This window comes from Mesorhizobium erdmanii, from assembly GCF_013170725.1.
Classification (GTDB): domain Bacteria; phylum Pseudomonadota; class Alphaproteobacteria; order Rhizobiales; family Rhizobiaceae; genus Mesorhizobium; species Mesorhizobium erdmanii.
Genome location: NZ_CP033361.1, coordinates 788267 through 810290 on the forward strand (window position 1 = coordinate 788267; position 22024 = coordinate 810290).

General features: G+C 63.7%; 18 protein-coding genes and 1 pseudogene. 6 read left to right on the forward strand and 13 right to left on the reverse strand.

Going from position 1 to position 22024, the window contains the following annotated elements:
- Window positions 1–33: 33 nt before the first annotated feature.
- Window positions 34–1383: a putative bifunctional diguanylate cyclase/phosphodiesterase gene (locus tag EB233_RS03665; protein WP_064990041.1), complete on the reverse strand. Its 1350-nt coding sequence runs from the start codon at window positions 1381–1383 to the stop codon at window positions 34–36.
- Between the two features lie 131 nt (window positions 1384–1514).
- The gene (locus tag EB233_RS03670; protein WP_064990040.1) at window positions 1515–3311 is read right to left on the reverse strand and encodes a polysaccharide biosynthesis protein GtrA; all 1797 of its coding nucleotides are present in this window, start codon (window positions 3309–3311) and stop codon (window positions 1515–1517) included.
- A 166-nt stretch (window positions 3312–3477) separates the two neighbouring features.
- Here EB233_RS03670 and EB233_RS03675 point away from each other — a divergent pair, with 166 nt between their 5' ends.
- The 3 genes from EB233_RS03675 (at window position 3478) to gshB (ending at window position 5927) form a co-directional block, all read left to right on the forward strand.
- A complete protein-coding gene (locus tag EB233_RS03675; RefSeq protein WP_064990039.1) occupies window positions 3478–4473 on the forward strand; it encodes a glycosyltransferase in 996 nt (331 codons plus the stop codon).
- Window positions 4474–4476: 3 nt separating this feature from the next.
- On the forward strand, window positions 4477–4851 hold the full coding sequence (locus EB233_RS03680) for a GtrA family protein (RefSeq protein ID WP_064990038.1): 375 nt from the start codon (window positions 4477–4479) through the stop codon (window positions 4849–4851).
- Window positions 4852–4973: 122 nt separating this feature from the next.
- Complete coding sequence (gene gshB / locus EB233_RS03685; RefSeq protein WP_064990037.1) at window positions 4974–5927, forward strand: glutathione synthase; 954 nt, start codon at window positions 4974–4976, stop codon at window positions 5925–5927.
- 89 nt (window positions 5928–6016) lie between these two features.
- Here the strand turns inward: gshB and EB233_RS31715 are convergent, their stop codons facing one another.
- Both EB233_RS31715 and EB233_RS32325 read right to left on the reverse strand, forming a co-directional pair.
- The gene (locus tag EB233_RS31715; RefSeq protein WP_246298422.1) at window positions 6017–6595 is read right to left on the reverse strand and encodes a glycosyltransferase family protein; all 579 of its coding nucleotides are present in this window, start codon (window positions 6593–6595) and stop codon (window positions 6017–6019) included.
- A gap of 165 nt (window positions 6596–6760) precedes the next feature.
- Window positions 6761–7090, reverse strand: a pseudogene (locus tag EB233_RS32325) (glycosyltransferase family 2 protein); the annotation flags it as partial.
- A 184-nt stretch (window positions 7091–7274) separates the two neighbouring features.
- Here EB233_RS32325 and EB233_RS03695 point away from each other — a divergent pair.
- Window positions 7275–8339, forward strand: coding sequence for a glycosyltransferase (locus EB233_RS03695; protein ID WP_155765366.1), 1065 nt, complete (start codon window positions 7275–7277; stop codon window positions 8337–8339).
- A 327-nt stretch (window positions 8340–8666) separates the two neighbouring features.
- Complete coding sequence (locus EB233_RS03700) at window positions 8667–10196, forward strand: YifB family Mg chelatase-like AAA ATPase (protein ID WP_064990680.1); 1530 nt, start codon at window positions 8667–8669, stop codon at window positions 10194–10196.
- A gap of 269 nt (window positions 10197–10465) precedes the next feature.
- Here EB233_RS03700 and EB233_RS03705 read toward each other — a convergent pair whose 3' ends face one another.
- From EB233_RS03705 to EB233_RS03730, 6 genes are all read right to left on the reverse strand, one after another.
- The gene (locus tag EB233_RS03705; protein WP_064990033.1) at window positions 10466–12634 is read right to left on the reverse strand and encodes a malate synthase G; all 2169 of its coding nucleotides are present in this window, start codon (window positions 12632–12634) and stop codon (window positions 10466–10468) included.
- A gap of 276 nt (window positions 12635–12910) precedes the next feature.
- Window positions 12911–14953 carry a hydantoinase/oxoprolinase family protein gene (locus EB233_RS03710; RefSeq protein WP_064990032.1) on the reverse strand — a complete coding sequence of 681 codons (2043 nt, stop codon included), beginning with the start codon at window positions 14951–14953 and terminating at the stop codon, window positions 12911–12913.
- Between the two features lie 223 nt (window positions 14954–15176).
- Complete coding sequence (locus tag EB233_RS03715; protein WP_027052789.1) at window positions 15177–15479, reverse strand: cupredoxin domain-containing protein; 303 nt, start codon at window positions 15477–15479, stop codon at window positions 15177–15179.
- 59 nt (window positions 15480–15538) lie between these two features.
- Entirely contained in the window at window positions 15539–16165 is a 627-nt protein-coding gene (locus EB233_RS03720) for a CDGSH iron-sulfur domain-containing protein (protein ID WP_064990031.1), read from the reverse strand.
- A 108-nt stretch (window positions 16166–16273) separates the two neighbouring features.
- Window positions 16274–16645, reverse strand: coding sequence for a hypothetical protein (locus EB233_RS03725; RefSeq protein ID WP_064990679.1), 372 nt, complete (start codon window positions 16643–16645; stop codon window positions 16274–16276).
- 117 nt (window positions 16646–16762) lie between these two features.
- Window positions 16763–17011 carry a DUF1127 domain-containing protein gene (locus EB233_RS03730; RefSeq protein WP_064990678.1) on the reverse strand — a complete coding sequence of 83 codons (249 nt, stop codon included), beginning with the start codon at window positions 17009–17011 and terminating at the stop codon, window positions 16763–16765.
- A gap of 235 nt (window positions 17012–17246) precedes the next feature.
- On the opposite strand from EB233_RS03730, the gene EB233_RS03735 reads away from it, so the two are divergent.
- A complete protein-coding gene (locus EB233_RS03735) occupies window positions 17247–18752 on the forward strand; it encodes a winged helix-turn-helix domain-containing tetratricopeptide repeat protein (protein WP_064990030.1) in 1506 nt (501 codons plus the stop codon).
- Between the two features lie 62 nt (window positions 18753–18814).
- Here EB233_RS03735 and EB233_RS03740 read toward each other — a convergent pair whose 3' ends face one another.
- The 3 genes from EB233_RS03740 to EB233_RS03750 are packed head-to-tail and all read right to left on the reverse strand — an operon-like array spanning window position 18815 to window position 21804.
- Window positions 18815–19174, reverse strand: a complete 360-nt coding sequence (locus EB233_RS03740; protein WP_244277698.1) for a hypothetical protein — start codon at window positions 19172–19174, stop codon at window positions 18815–18817.
- 46 nt (window positions 19175–19220) lie between these two features.
- The gene (locus EB233_RS03745) at window positions 19221–20702 is read right to left on the reverse strand and encodes a pyridoxal phosphate-dependent decarboxylase family protein (protein WP_064990029.1); all 1482 of its coding nucleotides are present in this window, start codon (window positions 20700–20702) and stop codon (window positions 19221–19223) included.
- 13 nt (window positions 20703–20715) lie between these two features.
- The gene (locus EB233_RS03750; protein WP_081294125.1) at window positions 20716–21804 is read right to left on the reverse strand and encodes a PLP-dependent cysteine synthase family protein; all 1089 of its coding nucleotides are present in this window, start codon (window positions 21802–21804) and stop codon (window positions 20716–20718) included.
- Between the last annotated feature and the right edge of the window lie 220 nt (window positions 21805–22024).

Consider the following 22024-nt stretch of genomic DNA (forward strand, 5'->3'; position numbering starts at 1 on the left):
AGTCGTGATGGGAAACAGGGTCGAGATCGCCGGTCAGATAGCCTTGGCGCGCAAGGCACCCCGGAAGGAATCGCGGAGATAGCCGAGCGTGGCGTCGGCATCGGCCGGCTTGCCGAACAGATAACCCTGCCCGCCGGCGCAGCCGAACTGGACCAGGCGATCGGCTTGCGCTTCCTGCTCGATGCCCTCGGCGACCACATCCATGCCGAGCCCTTCGCACATTGCCAGAATGGCGCGGATGATGTGTTCGGACGGCCGGTCGTCGAGAATGGAGGCGACGAAGGCGCGGTCGATCTTGAGCTTGTCGAAATGAAATTCGCGCAGGCGGCCGAGCGAGGACTGGCCGGTGCCGAAATCGTCGAGCGAGACGCGGATGCCGACACGGCGCAGATCCTCGACGATCTGCGCGGCCGAGGCGGGATCGTTCATCAGGCCGGTCTCGGTGATCTCGATCTCCAGCCGGCGCGGGTCGAAGCCGGTGCGGTCGAGGATCGCCAGTATGTGCAGGCCGGTGTTCTGGTCGACGAGCTGCGAGGGCGATAGGTTGAAGGACAGGAACAGGTCGCTCGGCCAGCTCCTGGCCGCCTCGGTCGCCTTGCGCAGCACCAGCTGCGACAGCGGGCCGATGATGCCGCGTTCCTCGGCGATCGGAATGAAGACCGTCGGCGGCACCGCGCCGAGATCGCGGTCGGTCCAGCGCGCCAGCGTCTCGAAGCCGATGGTGCGGCGTGTGTTGAGATCGACGATCGGCTGGAAATGCGGCTCCACCTCGCCGGCGGAGACGGCGCGGCGCAGCGCCTGCTCGATGCGGGTGACGCGCTTGGCCGCCTCTTCCATCTCACGGGTGTAGACGACCACCCGGCCACGACCGGAACGCTTGGCGTGGTAGAGCGCCGTTTCGGCCTTGTTGATGAGGATCTCGGTGGTCTCGTCGCCGGAATAGAACAGCGAGCAGCCGACCGAGGCCGACAGTCTGGCGGTGCGTTCGCCGACATCATAAGGCGCCGACAGGATCTCGATCAGCATGCGGGATTTTTCCGCCGCAGCCTCCTCGGAGAACACCAGCGGATAGAGGAAGGCGAATTCGTCGGCGCCGATGCGGCAGACCGTCGAATAGCCGTCCATCGAGGCGCGCAGCCGCATGGCGACCTGGATCAGGATGTCGTCACCGGCCTTGTGGCCGAACAGGTCGTTAATCGGCTTGAAGCCGTCGAGGTCGAGAATGCCGACGGTGAACGGCGCCGGATCATCGGCACGGTCACTGATCAGGCGATCGACCTTGTCGAAGAAGCGGCGATGGTTGCCAAGCCCGGTCAACGGATCGGTGAAGGCCAGATCCGTGCTTTCCCTGTTTGCCTGACCGGTGCCAAACGGAGTTTGCATCGGTGTCCCTGTTTTTTGACGTCGGAATTTAGTTTCGAGACTGGCAGCAAACCCTTTAGGAAACGTATCCCAAAGTCGATTTTTCGCGGGTAAAATACATTACCTTTCCAAGGCTCTACGCGGCGAAAGCTTCAGCTGCTGGACTTGACGCGATAGAGTTCCAGAGGGCTGCCGGCGGTCCCGGCGACCGGCTCCAGCCAATCCGGCACCTGGCCATGCATCAACCCGGCCAGGAAGCCGTCCGGCGCCTTGGCCGCGAACAGCCGGCTTTCCGTGTTGCCGCGGCAGAGCGCGACAAGGCCGACATGGTGGCTCTCGACGATGGCTTTCGCGGCGGCGTCCGACCCCAGCAAGGCGTCGAAAACGAGCAGGTTTCCGGCGACGTTGCGATGGTAGGGTCCGGCAAGCACGCGATGACCGGTGAAGGCGAGGATCGGCGAGCCAAGATTGGAGATGGCAAGGACCGTGGTGGGCGCCATCGTGCCAAGCGTGGCGAACGAAGCCTTGCTGTTGCAGGGCGCATCGATGCTGGCGTCGATGGCAGGTGCGCCGGTGTCGAAGGCGCTCGACGCGGCCTCGGCGGCACCCGACCAGATTGCATTCACCGAGATCAGCCAAGCCGCGGCCATCCTGAGCACCGAGCCGCTGGACGGGCTGGCCTCGGCCCGCTGCCGCCATTTGGCGATCCACGCCGAAAGCGGGATCACCGCAAACGCAATGGAGAAGGTCGAGCCGCGCACTTCCCAGGCGCTGACCAGGACCGCCACCACCAGCAGCGCGCCGACGAGGCTGTCCTGCCGCCGCCAGCCGCCATGGCCGAGGTGAAGCGCCATCAGCACGATCGCCACCAAAGGCGTTGCAAACCGCGCCACCGCCCGTGCCGGATCATCCGCGACGAGCTGGACTATCGATTGCGCCTCCTCGATATAGCCGAGCCACATTTGCTGCAGGCGCGGGTCGAGATTGGCATAAGGCGCTGCAAGGCATTGCGGGAAGAGCAAAGCCGCGAAGACAGCGATGCCGACGGTAAGCAGGCCAAGCGACATCAGGCGCCGGGCGCCCGTCGCGTTGGCGAACTTCAGCGAGGCAATGGCAGCAAGCCCGCCACCGGCAAGCCCGGTGACGGCGAATTGCACGATCGAGAACGTGTCGCACTGGGCCTGGCCCCAGGATGACAGCGGGATCGTCGTGACGAAGACGAGCGCCGAAACACCGGCGACGCCGACGGCGAAATCCCTGGCGATCAGCCTTTCGCCGTCACCCCTAGCGAGAAACAGCAAGGCGACGACGGCGCCGAGAGTTCCGGCATAGGGGGCGCTTTCCATGCCGATGGCCAGCGTCAGCGTGGCGCAGATGCCGGCGACAAGCGCAGCCGGCCGGTGCCTGGGCGCCTCGAGCAGCAGAGCGAGGCTCGCCAGCGTCAGCACCAGCTGGATATTGTGATGATCGAGCGCGCCTGGCGAAAAAATCCCGATGTAGTAGAGGGCCGCGCCACCGACGACGGCCGCGGGCAGCACCGCGTGCGCGCCGGCGAAAGCGCGCGCGGCACGGATGATGAAGAAGACCGCAAGCCAGAATTGCAGCGCGGGCCACAGTATCTGCACCGTTTTTTCGGCCAGGGCGGTGCTGCCTGCCAGCGCCGATACGGCAAGCATGGCAAGCGCCAGCGGCGCATCGAGCAGCCGCGACCAATGCATGACGAAGCCGCCCTCCGGCCCCATCCTGTACTGGTGCAGGTCGTACCAGCCCTGGCCGCCCATGAGGTCGCGGACTTCGACCAGTTGCAGCAGGCTGTCATTGTCGCCCGCCGGATTGGCCAGTTGCGGGAAACCGGCATGGGCATTGAGGGCGAGCAGCAGCAAGGCGGCAAGCAGCGCGAATGCGATATCGGACTTCCAGGTGGAAGTTCCGTCCCTTGCTGTGCTCATCCGCGAACGCCCTTGGCGGGAATGCCGGGCCCTTCCAGGCAATCGGCACTCATGAAGTCGGTCTTAAACCTAGCCTTAACGGCTTCAATAAATAGTAAAACCGCCTGGACAAGGCCGGTTTCCGGCGCGCGACCCTAGTGGTCGACAAGGCATTCGGAGACGAAAAATGCCGCAAGACCACGAACCTGTCATCGCCGTGCTCCTGCCTTGCTACAATGAAGAGCTGACCATCGCCGAGGTGGTTCTGCGGTTCCGCGAGACGCTGCCGGCCGCCACCGTCTATGTCTACGACAACAATTCGAAGGACCTGACGGCCCTGCGTGCCCGCGCGGCCGGCGCCATCGTCATTCGCGAGCCGCGGCAGGGCAAGGGCAATGTGGTGCGCCGCATGTTCGCCGACATCGACGCCGACATCTATCTGATGGCCGATGGCGACGGCACCTACGCGCCCGAGGACGCGCCGCAGTTGATCAACACGCTTTTGACCGAGCGCTCCGACATGGTGGTGGGCACCAGGCGCGGCGTTACCGACGACGCCGGCCGGACCGGCCACGCTTTCGGCAACCAGATTTTCAACAGCCTCTACAAGTGGCTGTTCGGCAGCGATTTCACCGACATCTTCTCCGGCTACCGCGTCTTCACCAGGCGGTTCGTCAAGAGCTTTCCGGCCGTCTCCGGCGGCTTCGAGATCGAGACCGAAATGTCGGTGCACGCCTCGCAGCTGAAATTGCCGGTCAGCGAAATCGCGCTCGACTACGGCAGGCGGCCAGAGGGCTCGTCGTCGAAACTGTCAACGTTCCGCGACGGCGCGAAAATTCTCTGGATGTTCGCCATGCTGATGAAGGAGACGCAACCGCTGCGCTTCTTCGGCGCCTTTTCACTGTTCTTCCTCGCCTCGAGCCTGTTGCTGATGGCGCCGGTGCTGCTCGAGTTCGCCGAAACCGGTCTCGTGCCGCGTATACCGACCTGGGTGCTGTCGGTCGGCCTGCTGCTGTTGTCCATGCTGGCGATGGTGACCGGGCTTATCCTCGATTCCGTCTCGCGCGGGCGGGCCGAACAGAAGCGTATTTTCTACCTTTCCATGCCTTCCGGGCGCGTCGAGCGGCGCGCCGGCGCGGTGGTGCAAAAGCCGCAGCCGGACAAGACCCCGCGCGCGGCCTGAACGATGCAACGCCTCGTCCGGTTCGTCTTTGCCGGAGGCATCGGCTTCGTCACTGATGCGGCCGCACTCTGGCTGCTGCTCGCCATCACGCCGCTCGGGCCTTTCAGCGCCCGCGTGCTGTCGATCGGCTTCGCGCTCTGCGTCACCTGGCAGCTCAACCGGCATTTGACATTCTCGCCGTCGCGTCGCGGCGTCGTACAGGAAAGCGCCCGCTATGGCGGCGTCGGCATTGCCACCAGCATCGTCAACTATCTCGTCTATTGCGTCACTCTACTGGCGCTGCCGGCGGCACCGCCGCTCGCCGCCCTCGCAATCGCCTCGCTGGCGGCAATGGCGCTGTCCTTTCTCGGTTATTCGCGACTGGTCTTCGACCGTTAACGGCGTGGCCCGATTGGCAGAAGGCACCGCGACCCTTATATCGCTTTTCGACTTAAAGTGTTGGAGCGTACTTTGTGCATCCAAGGGGATGCACGTCGCTCCAATCGCGCTGGGGACCTGTCATGAAGCTGAAAATCGCCGTCCAGATGGACCACGTCTCCACTGTCTCGATCGCAGGCGACACCTCGTTCGCGCTGTCGCTGGAAGCACAGCGGCGCGGCCATCAATTGTTCCACTACACGCCCGACCGGCTGTCGCTGCGCGACGGCGAGGTGTTTGCCCGCATAGAGGAAATGCAGGTGCGCGACGAGAAGGGTAACCATTATTCGCTGGGCGAGAAGGTGCGCACCAACCTGTCGGAGATGGATGTCGTCCTGCTGCGCCAGGATCCGCCCTTCGACATGAATTACATCACGACGACGCACATCCTCGAGCGCATCCACCCGAAGACATTGGTGGTCAACGACCCGGCCTGGGTGCGCAACAGCCCGGAAAAGATCTTCGTCACCGAATTCTCCGACCTGATGCCGGACACGCTGATCACCAAGGATCCACTGGAAGTTGCCGCCTTCCGCAAGGATTTCGGCGACATCATCATCAAGCCGCTCTACGGCAATGGCGGCGCCGGCATTTTCCACCTCAGGGAAGACGACCGCAATCTCGCCTCGCTGCTCGAAATGTTCGGACAGCTGTCGCGCGAACCCTATATCGTGCAGCGTTACCTGAAGGATGTCCGCAAGGGCGACAAGCGCATCATCCTGATCGACGGCGAGCCGGTCGGCGCCATCAACCGGGTGCCGGCCGAACACGATTCCCGCTCCAACATGCATGTCGGCGGCCGCGCCGAGAAGACCGAACTGACGAAACGCGAGCGCGAAATCTGCGCCCGCATCGGGCCGTCGCTCAGGGAACGCGGCTTCATCCTTGTCGGCATCGACGTCATCGGCGACTACATGACCGAGATCAACGTGACTTCGCCGACCGGCGTGCGCGAGGTTCAGCGATTCGGCGGCGCCGATATCGCCAGCCTGTTCTGGGATTGCGTGGAGGAAAAGCGGCGGAAGTCGGCCGCGTAATGTGCGTTGTTACGCAGGACTTTGGGGTCCAGGGAAGCATCGAATGATGTTTTTATCGAATAAGACCGCTGAGCAAGCGGCTCATCACATCAAACTCTGTCCCGGAAGCGCCGCGGCCTCAGCTTGGGAGGAAGGAGACCGATAAGTTTGGTCTGCAATTTTCGCTGTGGTGTTGCCCAGTCTTTCAGCAGAAAACCCGCATCGGAGTTCTTTTCCAGCAATGCAAAAGCCGCAGACTGTCCGATCAGGTCGACCAAGGTCCTGCGCATTGAGTGGCGGGAAATCAAATGCTCCAGTCCCGGCGCCACCTCGCACCAACGATTGGCCAGTGCCCGCCGTATCACCATTTCGGTATCAGGCGACATCCTGCCTAGGCCAATTCCGGCACCAAGGACGCGCCCGTCCGCCCAGCCATTACCGCCGTGAAGCCTGTAACTGCCAAGAGCCCGCTCAATCCTCACGGTTCCCCCGATCATATGGGCGGCACGAGCCATATAATCATCGGCACATATCCTTATTTGGTCCGGATCAGATGGACGCATGATTTCAAGCGGAGCTCGACGAAACATCATCCCCGATGTGGTTGACCAAAACCAACCCACAGTACCCCGATCGATAAATAGTAATGTTGGGTCGGCTTCCGCATCGACATGCAGGTAGCCGCCCATTTTCGGTATCGATCGCGGGTCATTCAGGCGGAATACGGGATGACCGCCAGCAAGCAGATTGCCGGCAGCATCTATCAACACCACATCGGAGGTCGACATCGCCGCGATACGGGTGTGACTGAGATGCGCTCTCGCATGGCATTCTATGAAGTCAGGATGCCAGGCATCGTCACCGTCAAGAAAGGAGATCAGAGGTCCGGCTGTCGCGTCAAGCCCGGTCATTATTGTTGCCAACTGCCCGCCATTTTGCAGTCGGGGCAGAAAGCGGAAACGACTGTCGCCAAGCCGGGACAGACACTCTTCAATCCTTCGGCGGGAACCGTCGGTCGAAAGATCATCGACCACCACGCACTCGAACGCAGTGTACGTCTGCGCCGCTACGGATCGGATCGCAGTGTCGATGAATGCCTCTTGATTGAAACAGCCTACGCAAACGGATACGGTTGGTAGTGCGATGTGAGAACCAGCCCCGCTTGGGAGGATGCTTTCTTGCACGAGGCGCTCCTTCGCACACCAAATTTGATCGCTGAGATATTCAGTCGATCAGATGGTGATACTTTCTTTGCCAAATTTCTCTCTGCCGCAGCGAGTTTTCTTCCGTACTTATGATCGCAATTGCCGCATGTTGACTCTAAAGCACGGGTATCGCCCTCCTACCAGATCCGAGATTGTCAGAGCCATGCTGCGTCATGGCCGCAACCTCAGAAAAGGGCACCTTCCTGCGAAATCGCAACCTGCTCTTCAGGCAAGTTTGCTGTCGGACGATCCGTTCATATCCTATTCCGGAATGTCCGGTACGCCCCTCGGATTAGCAAGTCATATGCCTCTTCTTCCACGCAGCCACCGCGCCTGGTTTCTCATCTCGCCGACCTGGTCCATCGAAAACAGTTCTAGCGTCAAAGCCATCCGGACCTATGCCGTTCTGCATAGACTTAGGAATCCCCGTCACTCGCTAATATTCCTGTCCAATACGCAAGCCGAGGCTGGTCTGTTGAATCAGTCCGGCGAGGCCGCCGTCCAGCACAACAAGACTTCAACAACCTCCGAATACATATTCAGGCCTCTCGATGATGTCCCTGTAGAATTTGATGCAATCTACAATGCGCAACTGGCTCCGTGGAAGCGCCATGACTTGTCTCTTGGCATACCGCGTTGTGCATTTGTATTCTATCGAGATTCAAACGAGTCCTCTACGAAGGAGTCGGAGAGAGCACGAATAGATCGGCACAGGGAACTCGCGCCGCATCACGTCTTTATCAACGAGTTTGACGGCACCGGCAAGCCTGTCCGATTGTCATCAGTTCACGTGAACACACATCTAAATCGTGCAGCCGTGGGAATTTGTCTCTCTGAAGTGGAGGGACCAATGTTCGCCAGTACGGAATATCTTCTCGCGGGGCTTCCTGTGGTCACCACGCCGAACCTTGGCGGCCGAGACCTTTATCTGGATGACGAGTATTCGCTTACGGTTCCACCCGATCCTCGATCCGTCGCGGAGGCTGTCTTGGCGCTGAAAGAGCGGCGAATTCCCCGGGCGCATATTCGTTCGCAAACTTTGAAACGAGTTGAACGAGACCGCGAGCGGTTCATAGACCTTGTAAACGAGATTTTTCTGGAAAGCGGCTCCTTGCGCCGGATCGCCATGCCTTGGCCTTTCCGATACCCTGTCATGGAGTGGCTTCCACCGCAGATCGCAATCGATCGATCCCTTTCCGGTGCGGTCGATGCCTTCGTCACCAGCTAGACGGCAACAGCCTCAGATTGCCGGAGGAACTGGTCGCCCTCTCAACACGGTTGAGAGCAAGCGGAAGCAGCCCGTTTTCATTTCGTATTAACCATGTTCCGCTTTTTCAATCGCGTACAACCTGACCGCGATCCCCGGCTGCGCGTGTTCTCGTGACGTTCCTGCTTTGATCAAGCTGGCCTGCAACGCAACCGCGCTGCAATTTAGCCGGCCACATGTTCCTGTAATGTTCTTGATTTGCTCAGGGAATTATGGTTGTCTCCGAGACAGGTCCTTCGCGGCCTGATTGCAAAGGCCTGGGGCGAGCCCCAGATCGGGGGCGGCAAAATGGTGGCGCGGGTTCGCACGGTGGCTTTCCAGGGCATCGAGGCCGTGCCGGTCGACGTGCAGGTGATGATCGCGCCCGGCAAGGTCGGCATTCAGATCGTCGGCCTGCCCGACAAGGCGGTGGCCGAGAGCCGCGAGCGGGTGCAGGCGGCATTGCATGCGTCCGGCCTGTCGATGCCGTCGAAGAAGGTGACGGTCAATCTGGCGCCGGCCGACCTGCCGAAGGAAGGCAGCCATTACGATCTGCCGATCGCGCTGGGCCTGATGGCGGCGCTTGGCGCCATTCCGGGCGACATGCTGGCCGGCTATGTCGTGCTCGGCGAACTCTCGCTCGACGGCACGATCGCCGCCGTCGCCGGCGCCTTGCCGGCGGCGATCGGCGCCAATGCCGAGGGCAAAGGGCTGATCTGCCCGTTCGCCTGTGGCCCGGAAGCCGCCTGGGCAGGGCGAGAATTCGACATTCTGGCGCCACGCAGCCTGATCGCCATCGCCAACCATTTCCGTGGCACGCAGGTGCTGTCGCGGCCGGAAGCCGGCATCCACGCCGCGGCGCGCGACCTGCCCGACCTTGCCGACATCAAGGGCCAGGAGACCGCCAAGCGGGCGCTGGAAGTGGCTGCGGCCGGCGGCCACAATCTCTTGATGGTCGGCCCGCCCGGTTCGGGAAAATCGATGCTGGCGCAGCGGCTGCCATCGATCCTGCCGCCGCTGGCGCCAAAGGAATTGCTGGAAGTCTCGATGATCGCCTCGGTGGCGGGGGAACTCGGCGAGGGCAAGCTGACCGACCGGCGGCCTTTCCGCGCCCCGCACCATTCGGCCTCGATGGCGGCAATGGTCGGCGGTGGCATACGCGCGCGGCCGGGCGAGGTGTCGCTCGCCCATCACGGCGTGCTGTTCCTGGACGAGTTCCCCGAATTCACGCCGCAGACGCTCGACGCGTTGCGCCAGCCGCTGGAGACCGGCGACTGCATGATCGCGCGCGCCAACCACCGCGTCATGTATCCGGCCCGCATCCAGCTGGTCGCGGCCATGAATCCGTGCCGCTGCGGCATGGCCGGCGAGCCGGGCTATCGCTGCCTGCGCGGCGACCGCTGCCGCACCGACTATCAGGCGCGCATTTCCGGCCCGCTGCTCGACCGCATCGATCTGAGGATCGAAGTGCCCGCCGTCTCGGCCAGCGACCTGATTCGGCCCGACCGGGCGGAGAAGAGTGCGGCAGTAGCGCTGCGCGTCGGCCGCGCCCGCACCCTCCAGCGCGAGCGTTTCGAGCGGCTCGGCGCCCGCGCCACCACCAACGCGCATTGCGCGCCGGCGGTGATCGAAGAGATCGCCATGCCCGACGCCGCCGGCCTGTCGCTGCTCAAGGACGCCAGCGAAAAACTCGCCTTTTCGGCGCGCGCCTATCACCGCGTGCTGAAGGTGGCGAGAACGCTCGCCGATCTCGACGCCAGCGAGACCGTCGGCCGCATCCATCTGGCCGAAGCGATTTCCTATCGCATGAGTTCGGAGCGTGTGGCGCAAGCGGCGTAGCAGGGCCGAAAGCCCGAGCTCTCGCCGATTTCGACATTCAGGCGCCGCGTCTTTTTCTCATCTCCATCAATAGCCAAGCACAGCGCTGCCCCTCATCCGCCTGCCGGCACCTTCTCCTCGTACGGTGACGGGGAGAAGAATGCTGTCGCAACCCTCGGCGCTTTCCGTGACTTCGGTATTTGGCGAAATCGCGAATAGCGGCAGGGGCAATGAGGGGCAGCGCCGGCCGACGGAGTTGATCTACACGATACCGGTCAAAGCAATACGCTTTAACCTTGGCGCGCCTTCAGTTCCAGGCGCCGCGCATGCAGCACCGGTTCGGTATACCCATTCGGCTGGCTGGTTCCCTTGAACACCAGGTCGCAAGCGGCCTGGAAGGCGATCGATTTGTCGAAATCCGGCGCCATCGGCTGGTAGAGCGGATCACCGACATTCTGGCGGTCGACGATGGCCGCCATGCGCTGCAGGGAATCCCGCACCTGGATTTGCGAACACACTTTGTGGCGCAGCCAGTTGGCGATGTGCTGCGAGGAAATGCGCAGCGTGGCGCGGTCCTCCATCAGGCCGACATCGTTGATGTCGGGCACTTTCGAGCAGCCGACGCCCTGGTCGATCCAGCGCACGACATAGCCCAGGATGCCTTGCGCATTGTTGTCGAGTTCGCGCTGGATCTCGTCGGGCGTCCAGTTCGGCCGCACCGCCACCGGTACCGACAAGATGTCGTCGAGCTTCGCCTTCGGCCGGCTCTTCAGCGCCGCCTGCACGGCGTGGACATCGACCTTGTGATAGTGCGTGGCATGCAGCGTCGCCGCCGTCGGCGACGGAACCCAGGCGGTGTTGGCGCCGGCCTTGGGGTGGGCGATCTTCTGTTCCAGCATCGCCGCCATCAGGTCCGGCATCGCCCACATGCCCTTGCCGATCTGGGCGTGGCCGGCGAGCCCGCATTCCAAACCGGTGTCGACATTCCACGCCTCGTAGGCGGAAATCCAGGCGGCCTGCTTCATGTCGCCCTTGCGGATCATCGGGCCGGCTTCCATCGAGGTGTGAATCTCGTCACCGGTGCGATCGAGGAAGCCGGTGTTGATGAACACCACCCGCTCTTTCGCGGCGCGGATCGCTTCCTTGAGGTTGACGGTGGTGCGCCGCTCCTCGTCCATGATGCCCATCTTGATGGTGTTCCTGGCCATGCCGAGCAGTGCCTCGACGCGGTCGAAGATCTCGACGGCGAAGGCGACTTCCTCCGGGCCGTGCATCTTGGGTTTCACCACATACATCGAGCCGGCACGGGAATTGGCGCGGCGGCCTTTCGGTCCGACATCGTGCAGCGCGATCAGCGCCGTCAGCGCCGCATCCATGATGCCTTCCGGCACTTCGTTGCCGTCGCGGTCCAGGATCGCCGGATTGGTCATCAGGTGGCCGACATTCCTGACCAGCATCAGCGAGCGGCCGGGCACTGTCAGCGTGCCGCCGGCGGGCGCGGTGTAGGCGCGGTCGGGATTGAGCTTGCGCACGAAGCTCCTTCCACCCTTGCTGATCTCTTCCGTCAGGTCGCCCTTCATCAGGCCGAGCCAGTTGCGGTAGACGACGACCTTGTCCTGCGCATCCACCGCCGCGACCGAATCCTCGCGGTCCTGGATAGTGGTCAGCGCCGATTCCAGGATCACGTCGGCAATGCCGGCCGGATCGGTGCGCCCGATCTGGTTGTTTCGATCGATGACGATCTCGACATGCAGTCCATTTTTTTCCAGCAGCACGGCATCAGGGTTGGCCGCATCGCCGCGATAGCCGACGAATTGCCTGGGGTTGGCAAGCGTGGTGCCGCCGGCGCCGGCGCCGAGCTTCAGGGCGCCATGCGCCACCGACAGCCCGTTCACCCCCGCCCATTTGCCCGAAGTGAGCGGCACCGACTGGTCGAGAAAATCCTTGGCCCAGGCGATGACCTTGGCTCCGCGCGCAGGGTTGAAGCCCTTGCCTTTTTCCGCACCGCCCGTTTCGGGGATGGCATCGGTGCCATAGAGCGCGTCGTAGAGCGAGCCCCAGCGCGCATTGGCGGCGTTGAGCGCATAGCGCGCGTTCATCACCGGCACGACCAGCTGCGGGCCGGCAACGATGGCAATCTCGGGGTCGACATCGTCCGTCGACACCGAAAAGGCCGGCCCCTCGGGGACGATGTAGCCGATCTCTTTGAGGAAACCCTTGTAAGCCTCCATGTCGATCGGTGCGCCATTGTCGCGATACCAGCCGTCGAGCTTCTCCTGCATGGCGTCGCGTCTGGCGAGCAGCGCCCGGTTCTTCGGGGCGAGGTCGTGGACGATGGCCGAAAACCCGTTCCAGAATTTGTCCGCATCGATGCCGGTGCCGGGCAGCGCTTCGGCTGCGACAAAGTCGTGAAGCTCGCGGGCAATCCGCAATCCGGCGATTTCGACGCGATCGGTCATCAGGCTACTCCAGATGAAAGGCTTTGCGGGGCGTTTGGCATGTTGGGGTTGCAGGGTCAATTCAGCTTAGGGTGAAGGCGGGCATTTTGACGAACTGGCGAAGTCGGCGGCAACAGCGTCCTTCTCCCCGTTCTACGGGGAGAAGATAGCGGCGGCCCGATGAGGGGCGGCGCTGAGTTGCGTGAAATGGCGGCACGGCTAAATCGCGCCGGCCCGCGCTGCCCCTCATCCGCCCTTCGGCCACCTTCTCCCCGTGAACGGGGCGAAGGAAGATGCCTAGACAGCGATCCTCGGCCTGCCCGAGGCCACCGCCACGACATGCGCCTCGATGAACATGCGCTGGGCCTCCACCGTGGAAACCTTGAACTCGGTCGCGACATCGATCTCGGCGCTGTCGGTGCCGGCGTCCCGGGCGCGCTCGGCGACAATCGCCCGCACGTCGGCCTCGGCGGCGGCGATCGCCGTCGCCTCGTCGAGGAAGTCCCGGACCGTCTCTCCCGAGGCAAGGCGGAACAGCCCTTCCTTGGGCTGGCTGACCCGCGCCTCGGCGGAAACTCGCACCTGGCCGACGACGGCGCCGAGAGCGTTGGCGACATCGGTGTCTTCAGGCACCACGCACTCATTGCCGACCAGCGGCGCCAAGCCGGCATAATGAAGCGGCGCCGAGGCGCCGAGGCCGATGACAGGGCGGTCGAGCGCGACGCTGAGGCGGGCGATGCCGGGATGGGCGTCGACAGCGCGCTGCACCAATGCGTGCGCCACGGTCGCGGCGCCATCGAGACCGTCCTCGGCGAAGGCGGTTTCGAGGATGTATTCCGCCGACCAGCGCGTCAGCGTCACCAGCACGCGCTCCGAGAGCAGCTCCGGTGAGGCGGCGATAGGTTGGCCGCGGCCATCGCGTTTGCGCGAGAACAATTCGGCGCCGAGGCGGGCGGTCGCAGCATCCCAATTGGCCTGCTTGCCAACCACATGGGCCGCGTCCGACGGGGTGAAGCCTGAGATATGCACCAGGCCGCGCGCGACCAGCCGGTTCAACGTGGCGTTCTGGGCATTCGAGGTCAGCAGCCTGTCCAGGGCCAAAGGGGTGGCGCCGATCGCTTCGTAAAGGCGCGCTTCCGGAGCCGTGAGGCCCGCTGCAAGCCTGTCGGGCACGCCGGTGCGCACCGCAAAACGGCCGTCCATGCGGCCGGGGTTGGGCGCGCGCAACTGGCGTTCGAGTTCCGATTTGACGGCATCGCCATGCGCCATGCCGGCCAGCGCCAGCGGCACAAGGCGGCGCGGCCCGAGCAGGATTTTCGGGTTGAGCGCGCCATCCTCCAGCGTCACTTCGGAATCGCCGCCGAGGCCGAAGGTGCGCATGGCGACGGCTTCGACCATTGTGCGGAAGCCACCGACGGTGGCGCCTTCCGGATCAAGCCGCGGACGGCCCTGGTCGAGCACGGCGACGTCGGTCGTGGTGCCGCCAATGTCGGACACCACGGCATTGTCGAGCCCGGTCATGTGGCGGGCGCCGACCAGGCTGGCGGCCGGGCCGGAGAGGATCGTCTCGATCGGCCGCTGGCGGGCGAAGGCCGCCGAAACCAGCGCGCCGTCGCCGCGCACCACCATCAAGGGGGCGGCGATCTCGCGGGCTTCCAAAAATCCTTCGGTCGCCGCCACCAGCCGGTCGATCATCGAGATCAGCCTGGCGTTGAGCAGCGTGGTCAGCGCCCGGCGCGGGCCGCCGAGCTTGGCCGACAGCTCGTGGCTCGCGGTGACCGGCAGGCCGGTCTTGTCGCGGATCAGTTCGCGGGCGGCGACTTCATGCGCCGGGTTTCGGGTGGCGAAATAGGCGCAGACGGCAAAGCCGGACACCGAGGCGCCGAGTTCCGGCAGCATCGCCTCCAACCCCGACAGATCGAGCCTGGCGGCATTGCCGTGGACGTCATGGCCGCCTGGGCAAAACACCACCGGATCGGTGCCGAGCGCCGTCTTCAGCCCATCGCGGGCGAGGTCGGCTTCGGAAAAGCCGATCATGACGAGCGCCACGCGGCCGCCTTGGCCTTCAACGAGCGCATTGGTGGCAAGCGTCGTCGACATCGAAACGAGCTTGATCGTGCCAGGATTGGTGCCGGATTTTTGCAGCACCGCATCGACAGCGCCGGAAATGCCGACGGCGAGATCATGGCGCGTGGTCAGCGCCTTGGCCTTGGCCAGAACCTTGCCCTTGTTCGGCCCCTGTTGTGGGCCTTCCGTCTCGGACCACAGCACGGCATCGGTATAGGTTCCGCCGGTATCGATCCCGAGGAAAAGCGGCTTTGGCTTGGTCTTGGTGGTCATTGGCGGTCCGGGCAAGTGGGGAATTGCTTTCCCGCCCTTAACCCATAGCGGCCGGCCGATAAAGCAGCGAGCGCTGGGCCAACACGCGATGACCGTGATGGGGACTCGATCTGCACCCCAATTCGCGGAAATCGCAGCTGCGGCCGCAACGCCTGTGACCATCTCTCCTGCCGACGCAGGAAAGTCTTCTCGCCATGGCGAAAGAAAGTTCGGCGAGATGTGGCTATTTCGCCGTGACGGTGCCCTTCATCGAGCTGTGGATCGCACAATGGAACGGGTGCGCGCCGGCAGCGGATATCTTGACCTTGGCGCTCTTGCCGGTGGCGAGATGGCCGGTGTCGAAGGAGCCGTCAAGCGCGGTGGCGGTGTGCGTCATCGGGTCGGCATTGGTGAAGGTGATGGTATCGCCGACGGCGACCGAGATCTTCGACGGATTGAATTTCATGCCCTTGATCTGGACCGCATGATTGGCGGCGTAGGCGGGCATGGCAAAGGCAAGCAGAGCAAGAACGAGCATGGTGCGCATGATGGACTTCCTCCCTGTGCGCGAGACTTCATCCTAAACTAACGCTGGCGAACCGCCTTTCATGCCACGAAGCCGACTTTTTTATGCGTCCCATCGCAGAACGGCTTGTTGGCCGAGTGGCCACAGCGGCAGAGGAAGGTCTTGGTGGTACGGTCCACCGTGTGGCCGGTGCCGGTGACGATCTCAACATTGCCTTCGAGCTTGAGCGGGCCGTTGGGGGTCGGCGTCACTTTCAGCGGGCCATTGCGTGCTTCGAGCGCTGGCGTGTCCTTCAGCGCCGGTTCGCCGGTTGCGGTGAAGCCAGCCTTGATATGGCTGTTGTCGCAGAAGGGTTTATTCTCCGAGGCGCCGCAGCGGCAGAGCGTGGCGCGGAAGAACCTCTCGTCGCCAAGCACGATCTCGGCGTGCACGGCGAGCGGGCCGTTTTCGCGCAGGCGAACGGTGTTGACCACCGGCGGCTGTTCCTGCGGCCCGCCATCCTTCCTGACATAGGTGATGGCGCCCGACGGGCAGTTTTCCGCCAGCGCCACCACTTGCTCTGTCGTGGCCGCTTCGGGATGGATCCACTGTCCCGGCGCATTGGGCACGAAGACGTGCGGATTGCCGAGCACGCAGTTGCGCGAATGGATGCAGCGTTTGCCGGAAAACCCGACGTCGATCTTGTCGCTTTCGACCATGCCGGCCATCGCGGTACTCCTTTTGCCTGAAGCGCGCCGCGTCAATCGACGCGGCGCGCTCTGGGTAGGTGCGCAGGCTATGGCTTCAGTTGCAAAACCGTCAAGCTGGCAAACCGGTCAGGGGACGAGATTGATCTCCTCGGTCTCGCCGCCGCTGCAGGTGTAGCAGCAATCCTCGCATTTTTCCTTGTTGCCGGGGCCGACGCCCCAATAGGTGCCCTCGTCGCCATCGACCCAGGCGCCGTAGCAGATCGATTCGCCTTCGTTGCAGGAGATCGGCAACGACTTGGTCTCGCCATCGTCGAGGTAGAAGTCCTTGCCGTCGCCTGGCCAGACATAGTCGCGGTCCTGGCTGTAGAGCTCGACGCGCATGGCGTTGGGATGGCCGTTCTTGATGGCGAAGGTGACGTCGCCGGCATGGGCGGCGGATGCGAACAGGACGGCAAGCGAAACCGCCACGGCAAGGCGGCGCGCTGATATGAAAGACATGGAAACCCCCGATGAAGAATCGGCCCCCACGGCCGATGGCACGATCATGCCATGAGGCGGGCGGGGGCTAAAGGGATGATGTCGTCAATCCCTGACATAATCATTGCCGCGTCTCGTTTATCGCTGCCAGAAGGGCAGTTTGGCGATCTCTTCATCGACCTGCGTTCTGGTCAGGCCGATATCGTCGATCAGATGCGGATTGACCTCCGAGATTCGCTTGAGGTCCCAGCGAAAGCGGGTCCGCTGGCGCCAGGCGGCAATCGCGTTTCGCAGGCTGGCAAGGCTATAGCGCCTGTTGGGCACCTGCCCGACTGGCACTCCCCGCCGCACCGCTTGATGCGGGGCTGGTGCAAAAATGTTGGTCATGGCAACCTCCATGGGGTTCCGAAGCCCCCACGATTCGAGGGGCCTCGACCTGATTGAGGTTGAATTCTGCCGGATACGGACAGCGGCGTAATTAAGCCCTGCCAAATAGTTCTCAAAAGTTCCAAACAGGCTCTAACTCCTTGTTTTTGGCGCAATTCCCCGTGGAAAAATCCAGGCGCTTCCGTTGACGTGACCGCCTCACACTTTTCCTCGAATTGATCTATAGATGCGCCCTATGCAGGGATCGCGCTTTGCCTTTGGTCCGTTCGTGCTTGATCCGGGTGCGGGAACGCTGCTCCGGAACGACGATCCCGTTGCCGTCGGCTACCGCGGGCTGAAGCTGCTTGCGGCGCTCGTCGGACGGCCCGGCGAAATCCTTGACAAGGCGGAGTTGATGGACGCGGCGTGGCCGGGTACGGCGGTGGAGGAAGGCAACCTCACCGTGCAGATCGCGCAGTTGCGCAAGCTGCTTGGTCCACCCGCCAATGGCGGCGAATGGATATCGACGGTCCCCCGCGTCGGCTATCGCTTCACCGGCGCAATCGAGCAGCTCGACCACGCCAAGCGCAGACATTTGCCGCTGCCCGACAAGCCGTCGATCGCGGTGCTGCCTTTCGTCAATCTCGGCAACGACCCCGAACAGGAGGCGTTCGCCGACGGCCTGACCGAAGACCTGATCACCGACCTCTCCAGGGCACCGGGCCTGTTCGTCATCGCCCGCAACTCGACCTTTGCCTACAAGGGCAAGGCGATGGACGTGCGCGAGATCGCCGAGGAGTTGGGCGTGCGCTACCTCCTGGAAGGCAGCGCCAGACGCGCCGCCGGGCGGGTGCGGATCAATGCGCAGCTGGTCGACGCGGTGAGCGGCGAACATCTGTGGGCGGAGCGCTTCGATCGCGGCCTTGACGATATCTTCGCCGTTCAGGACGAGGTGACGGCCAAGATCGTGGAGGCGCTGCTCGGCCGGCTGCGGGCGCCAACGCCGCGCAATCGGCCGACAAATCTCGAGGCCTACGATCTGTGCGTACGGGCGCGCAAGCTGATCGACGACTCGCCGCAGTCCGCACGGGAAGCGCATCTGATGCTGACGCGCGCTGTCGCTCTCGATCCGGACTACGCCGAGGCCTATCGCTGGCTTGCCATGAACCACTGGATGGGATGGGTGCATTGGGGCGAGCCGGTCGAACCGAACCGCGGCATCGCCCTGGAGCTGGCGCGCAAGGCCGTGGCGATCGATGCCAACGACGCCGGCTGCCGTTGGGTGCTCGGCAACCTGCTCGCCTATGAACGAGACTTCGAAGAGGCGGATGCCGAATTCGCCAGGGCGTTCGAGCTCGACCCGAACGAGGCCGACGCCTGGGCGACATTGTCCGACATCACGACCTTGGCCGGGCGCGTCGAAGAGGCCCTCGAGCAGATCCGCAAGGCGTTTCGGCTCAACCCGTTTCCGGCAAGCTGGTACTATCTGACACTCGGCCAGGCACAATATGCGGCGCGCGACTACGAGGCCGCCGTCGAGACGCTGCGCCGCGACGAGACCTACCGGACGAGCTCACGCCGTTTCCTGGCGGCAAGCCTGGCGCAACTTGGCAGGCTCGACGAGGCGCGCGCAGAGGTCGAATTGTTCCTCGTCGGCAACCCGCATTTCACGACCCGCCACTGGGTCTGGACGGAGCCTTTCCGCGACACCGCGATGATGGAGCATTTCGTCGATGGCTTCCGCAAGGCCGGTCTGCCCTAAGCAAATTCCAGGAAAAGTGTGAAACGGTTCTCCTGGAATTGCTCTCGTGATACGCCGGCCGATCACGGCACCAGGTCGATTGTCTCGGTCGAGTGCTCCACGCAGATGAAGCAGCAGGTGTCGCAAGGCTGGTCGTTGTCAGGCCCGACGCCGGCGGAAATCTGGTCATTGCCGTTGACCCAGGCGCCGTAGCAGATGCGTTCGCCCTGATTGCACGAGATCGGCACCGATTTCTGCGAGCTCGGATCGATCAGGAATACCTTGTCGTTGCCCGGCCAGACCGTTTCGCGGTCACGGCTGAACAGCTCTACCGCAACGCCTTCCCTGCGCATGTTCTTGACGAACAGGGCCATGTCGGCGGCCTCGGCCGACGTGGCGAAGACCAATGCTGCCAGCGCAACAATGCGAAACAACGTCACCACCGGACCCTCCCGAATCATCCCGGCAGAATCGCATGCCTGCCGGGAACTAGGAAGACGCGGCGCCAGCGATCTCCCGCCCCAGCCGCAGCGTCTCGACGACCAGAAGATCGAGATCCTCGCGCCTTGTGCGATGGTTGGCGATCGCCACGCGCAGCCAGTGTTGGCCATGCACGGTGGTGTCGGAGAGGACGGCAATGCCGCATTCCTGCAGCCGCAGCATGATTTCGGTGTTGAGTGCCTTCAGCGCTTCGCCGGCAAGCCCCGGCTGGTAGCGGAAGCAGACGATGTTGATGGTCGGCGGCGTCGCCAGCTCCAGCGATGGCTCGGCTTCGACCAGCCCGGCGAGATACGCGGCCTGCGCGATATTCTGGTCGATCAGGCGGCCGAATTTGTCGACGCCATGTTCCTTCAGCGCCATCCAGACCTTGAGCGCGCGAAAGCCGCGCGAGGTCTGCAGGCCGTAATCGTGCAGCCAGTCGCCGGAGGCAAGGCCGCGCGGCGTCGATTCCAGATATTCGGGCGTCACGGCGAAGGTGCGGCGATGCGCGACGGCATCCCTGACCAGGGCACAACCGACCTCGAACGGCGCGTGCAGCCATTTATGCGGATCGAGCGCGACCGAATCCGCCCATTCTATGCCGGCGACGCGATGCGCATTGTCGGGTGCAATCGCGATCAGGGCGCCGATGCAGCCATCGACATGGAACCACAGGTCTTCCTCATGCGCGAGCTTGGCAAGCGCCTTGAGATCGTCGATCGCGCCGGTGTTGACCGTGCCGGCATTGCCGATGACGCAGGCCGGCTTGCAACCCGCCGCCCGATCCTCGGCTATAGCGGCGCGCAAGGCCGTTATGTCGATGCGCAGGCCGGCATCGGTCGGGATGCGGCGCAGCGCCCGGTTGCCGAGGCCGAGCGCCTCCATCGCCTTGCGGTGGCAGGAATGGAGCTGGTCCGAGCCATAGAAGCGCAGCGGCTTGTCGATCGCGGCAACGCCGTGCTCACGCACGTCGATGCCGGCCTTGGCGTTGCGCGCCACGGTCAGGCCGATGATGTTGGCCATCGAGCCGCCGCTGACCAGCGTGCCGGAGGCGGAGGCAGGAAAGCCTAGCATCTCCTTGCACCAGTTCACCACCTGGTTGTCCATCAGCCCGGCGGCGTGGTTGCCGCCGCCGAGATTGGAGCCCTGGATTGCCGCGAGGAAGTCGCCGAGCGCGCCGGTGAAGTTGCTCGACCCCATATACCAGGCCCAGAAGCGCGGATGGATGTTGCCCATCGGATAGGACATCACCGTGCGCGAGACCTCGCTGTAGACATCGGCCAGCGGCGCCGGCGATCGCGGCAGGGGTGCGGCGAAGGCTTCCCGCACATCCGCCGGCATCTCCCGCCACACCGGACGGTCCCTGACGTCGCTGAGGTAATCGACGGCATCGTCGATGACCTGGTGCGACAGGGCTTGGACGGTGGCCCAGTCCGCGGGGTCGAGCGTCTCCTCGGCCAAAAGCCCAAGGGTTTCCTGCGCGATGTCCATCACCGGTCTCCCGTCAAGCCGTCGGGAACTGGCAGCCGGGCGTCGAGCGCGACAGCGCCATCTCGTCGGCATCCATCTCGGCCTCGATGCCGTCGAATAGCGGCGTCGACATGTAGCGCTCGCCGGTGTCGGGCAGCATGCACAGGATCACCGATCCGGCCGCCGACTTCTCCGCCACCTGGCGCGCCACGGCGAAGGTGGCGCCGCCGGAAATGCCGGTGAAGATGCCTTCCTTCTGCGCCAAGGCCTTGGCCCATTTGATGCCTTCGGGTCCGGCGATCGGCATCACCTCGTCATAGAGGCTGGCGTCGATCGCCTCCTGCAGCACGTTGGGGATGAAGTCCGGTGTCCAGCCCTGGACCGGGTGCGGCTCGAAGGCCGGGTGGCTGGCGGCAGGGGCGCCGTGGGCACCGCGCTGCTGCGCCTTGCCGCTGCCGACCAGTTGCGCATTGGCCGGTTCGCACAGCACTATGCGGGTGTCCGGCCGTTCGCGGCGCAGCACGCGCGCCACGCCGACGACGGTGCCGCCGGTGCCATAGCCGGTGACGAAGCAATCGAGCCGCGCCCCCCTGAAATCATTGACGATCTCACGTGCCGTCGTCGCCTCGTGGATGGCGGCGTTGGCTGACGTCTCGAACTGGCGGGCGAGGAACCAGCCATTGGCTTCGGCCAACTCAACCGCCTTCTTGTACATGCCAAAGCCTTTTTCGGCGCGCGGCGTCAGCACGACCCTGGCGCCCAGCATGCGCATCAGCTTGCGGCGCTCGACCGAAAAACTGTCGGCCATGGTGACGACCAGCGGATAGCCTTTTTGCGCGCAGACCATGGCCAGGCCGATGCCGGTGTTGCCGCTGGTCGCCTCGACCACTGTCTGGCCGGGCTTCAGCGCACCGCTGCGCTCGCCTTCCTCGATGATGTTGAGCGCCAGCCGGTCCTTCACCGAGGCGGCGGGGTTGAAGAACTCGGCCTTGACATAGATCGTCGCATGGGCCGGCCCGATGTTGTTGATGCGGATCACCGGCGTATCGCCGACCGTGTCCAGAATGCTGTCGAACAGGCGGCCGCGCCCGTTCGTGGTCCGGATTTTTTGTTTGTTCAACATCGTTGATCTCCTTGATCGTGTTCGTCTTCACTTCACAGGGCCGGTTACAAACCGGCGGATCGGGCGGCGAGGTTTCGAGACCTTGCCGCGCTAGGACTGACATGCCGACGATGCGGCAATGGCGATGCCCGGCGCGAAATTCGCCGCCGGATGCGCCATTTCGTGTTTGGTGATACAGCAAGGGCCGACAGGCCAGCGTGGGAGCAGGCGTGGAAACGGA

Coding starts and splice junctions, on each gene's coding strand:
- EB233_RS03710 (WP_064990032.1), bottom strand. CDS start 14,953: ATGACCACCAAGACCAAGCCAAAGCCGCTTTTCCTCGGGATCGATACC.
- EB233_RS03730 (WP_064990678.1), bottom strand. CDS start 17,011: ATGACCAACATTTTTGCACCAGCCCCGCATCAAGCGGTGCGGCGGGGA.
- EB233_RS03735 (WP_064990030.1), top strand. CDS start 17,247: ATGCAGGGATCGCGCTTTGCCTTTGGTCCGTTCGTGCTTGATCCGGGT.
- EB233_RS03715 (WP_027052789.1), bottom strand. CDS start 15,479: ATGCGCACCATGCTCGTTCTTGCTCTGCTTGCCTTTGCCATGCCCGCC.
- EB233_RS03675 (WP_064990039.1), top strand. CDS start 3,478: ATGCCGCAAGACCACGAACCTGTCATCGCCGTGCTCCTGCCTTGCTAC.
- EB233_RS03705 (WP_064990033.1), bottom strand. CDS start 12,634: ATGACCGATCGCGTCGAAATCGCCGGATTGCGGATTGCCCGCGAGCTT.
- EB233_RS31715 (WP_246298422.1), bottom strand. CDS start 6,595: ATGGGCGGCTACCTGCATGTCGATGCGGAAGCCGACCCAACATTACTA.
- EB233_RS03750 (WP_081294125.1), bottom strand. CDS start 21,804: ATGTTGAACAAACAAAAAATCCGGACCACGAACGGGCGCGGCCGCCTG.
- EB233_RS03745 (WP_064990029.1), bottom strand. CDS start 20,702: ATGGACATCGCGCAGGAAACCCTTGGGCTTTTGGCCGAGGAGACGCTC.
- EB233_RS03720 (WP_064990031.1), bottom strand. CDS start 16,165: ATGGCCGGCATGGTCGAAAGCGACAAGATCGACGTCGGGTTTTCCGGC.
- EB233_RS03700 (WP_064990680.1), top strand. CDS start 8,667: ATGGTGGCGCGGGTTCGCACGGTGGCTTTCCAGGGCATCGAGGCCGTG.
- gshB (WP_064990037.1), top strand. CDS start 4,974: ATGAAGCTGAAAATCGCCGTCCAGATGGACCACGTCTCCACTGTCTCG.
- EB233_RS03670 (WP_064990040.1), bottom strand. CDS start 3,311: ATGAGCACAGCAAGGGACGGAACTTCCACCTGGAAGTCCGATATCGCA.
- EB233_RS03680 (WP_064990038.1), top strand. CDS start 4,477: ATGCAACGCCTCGTCCGGTTCGTCTTTGCCGGAGGCATCGGCTTCGTC.
- EB233_RS03725 (WP_064990679.1), bottom strand. CDS start 16,645: ATGTCTTTCATATCAGCGCGCCGCCTTGCCGTGGCGGTTTCGCTTGCC.
- EB233_RS03695 (WP_155765366.1), top strand. CDS start 7,275: ATGCTGCGTCATGGCCGCAACCTCAGAAAAGGGCACCTTCCTGCGAAA.
- EB233_RS03665 (WP_064990041.1), bottom strand. CDS start 1,383: ATGCAAACTCCGTTTGGCACCGGTCAGGCAAACAGGGAAAGCACGGAT.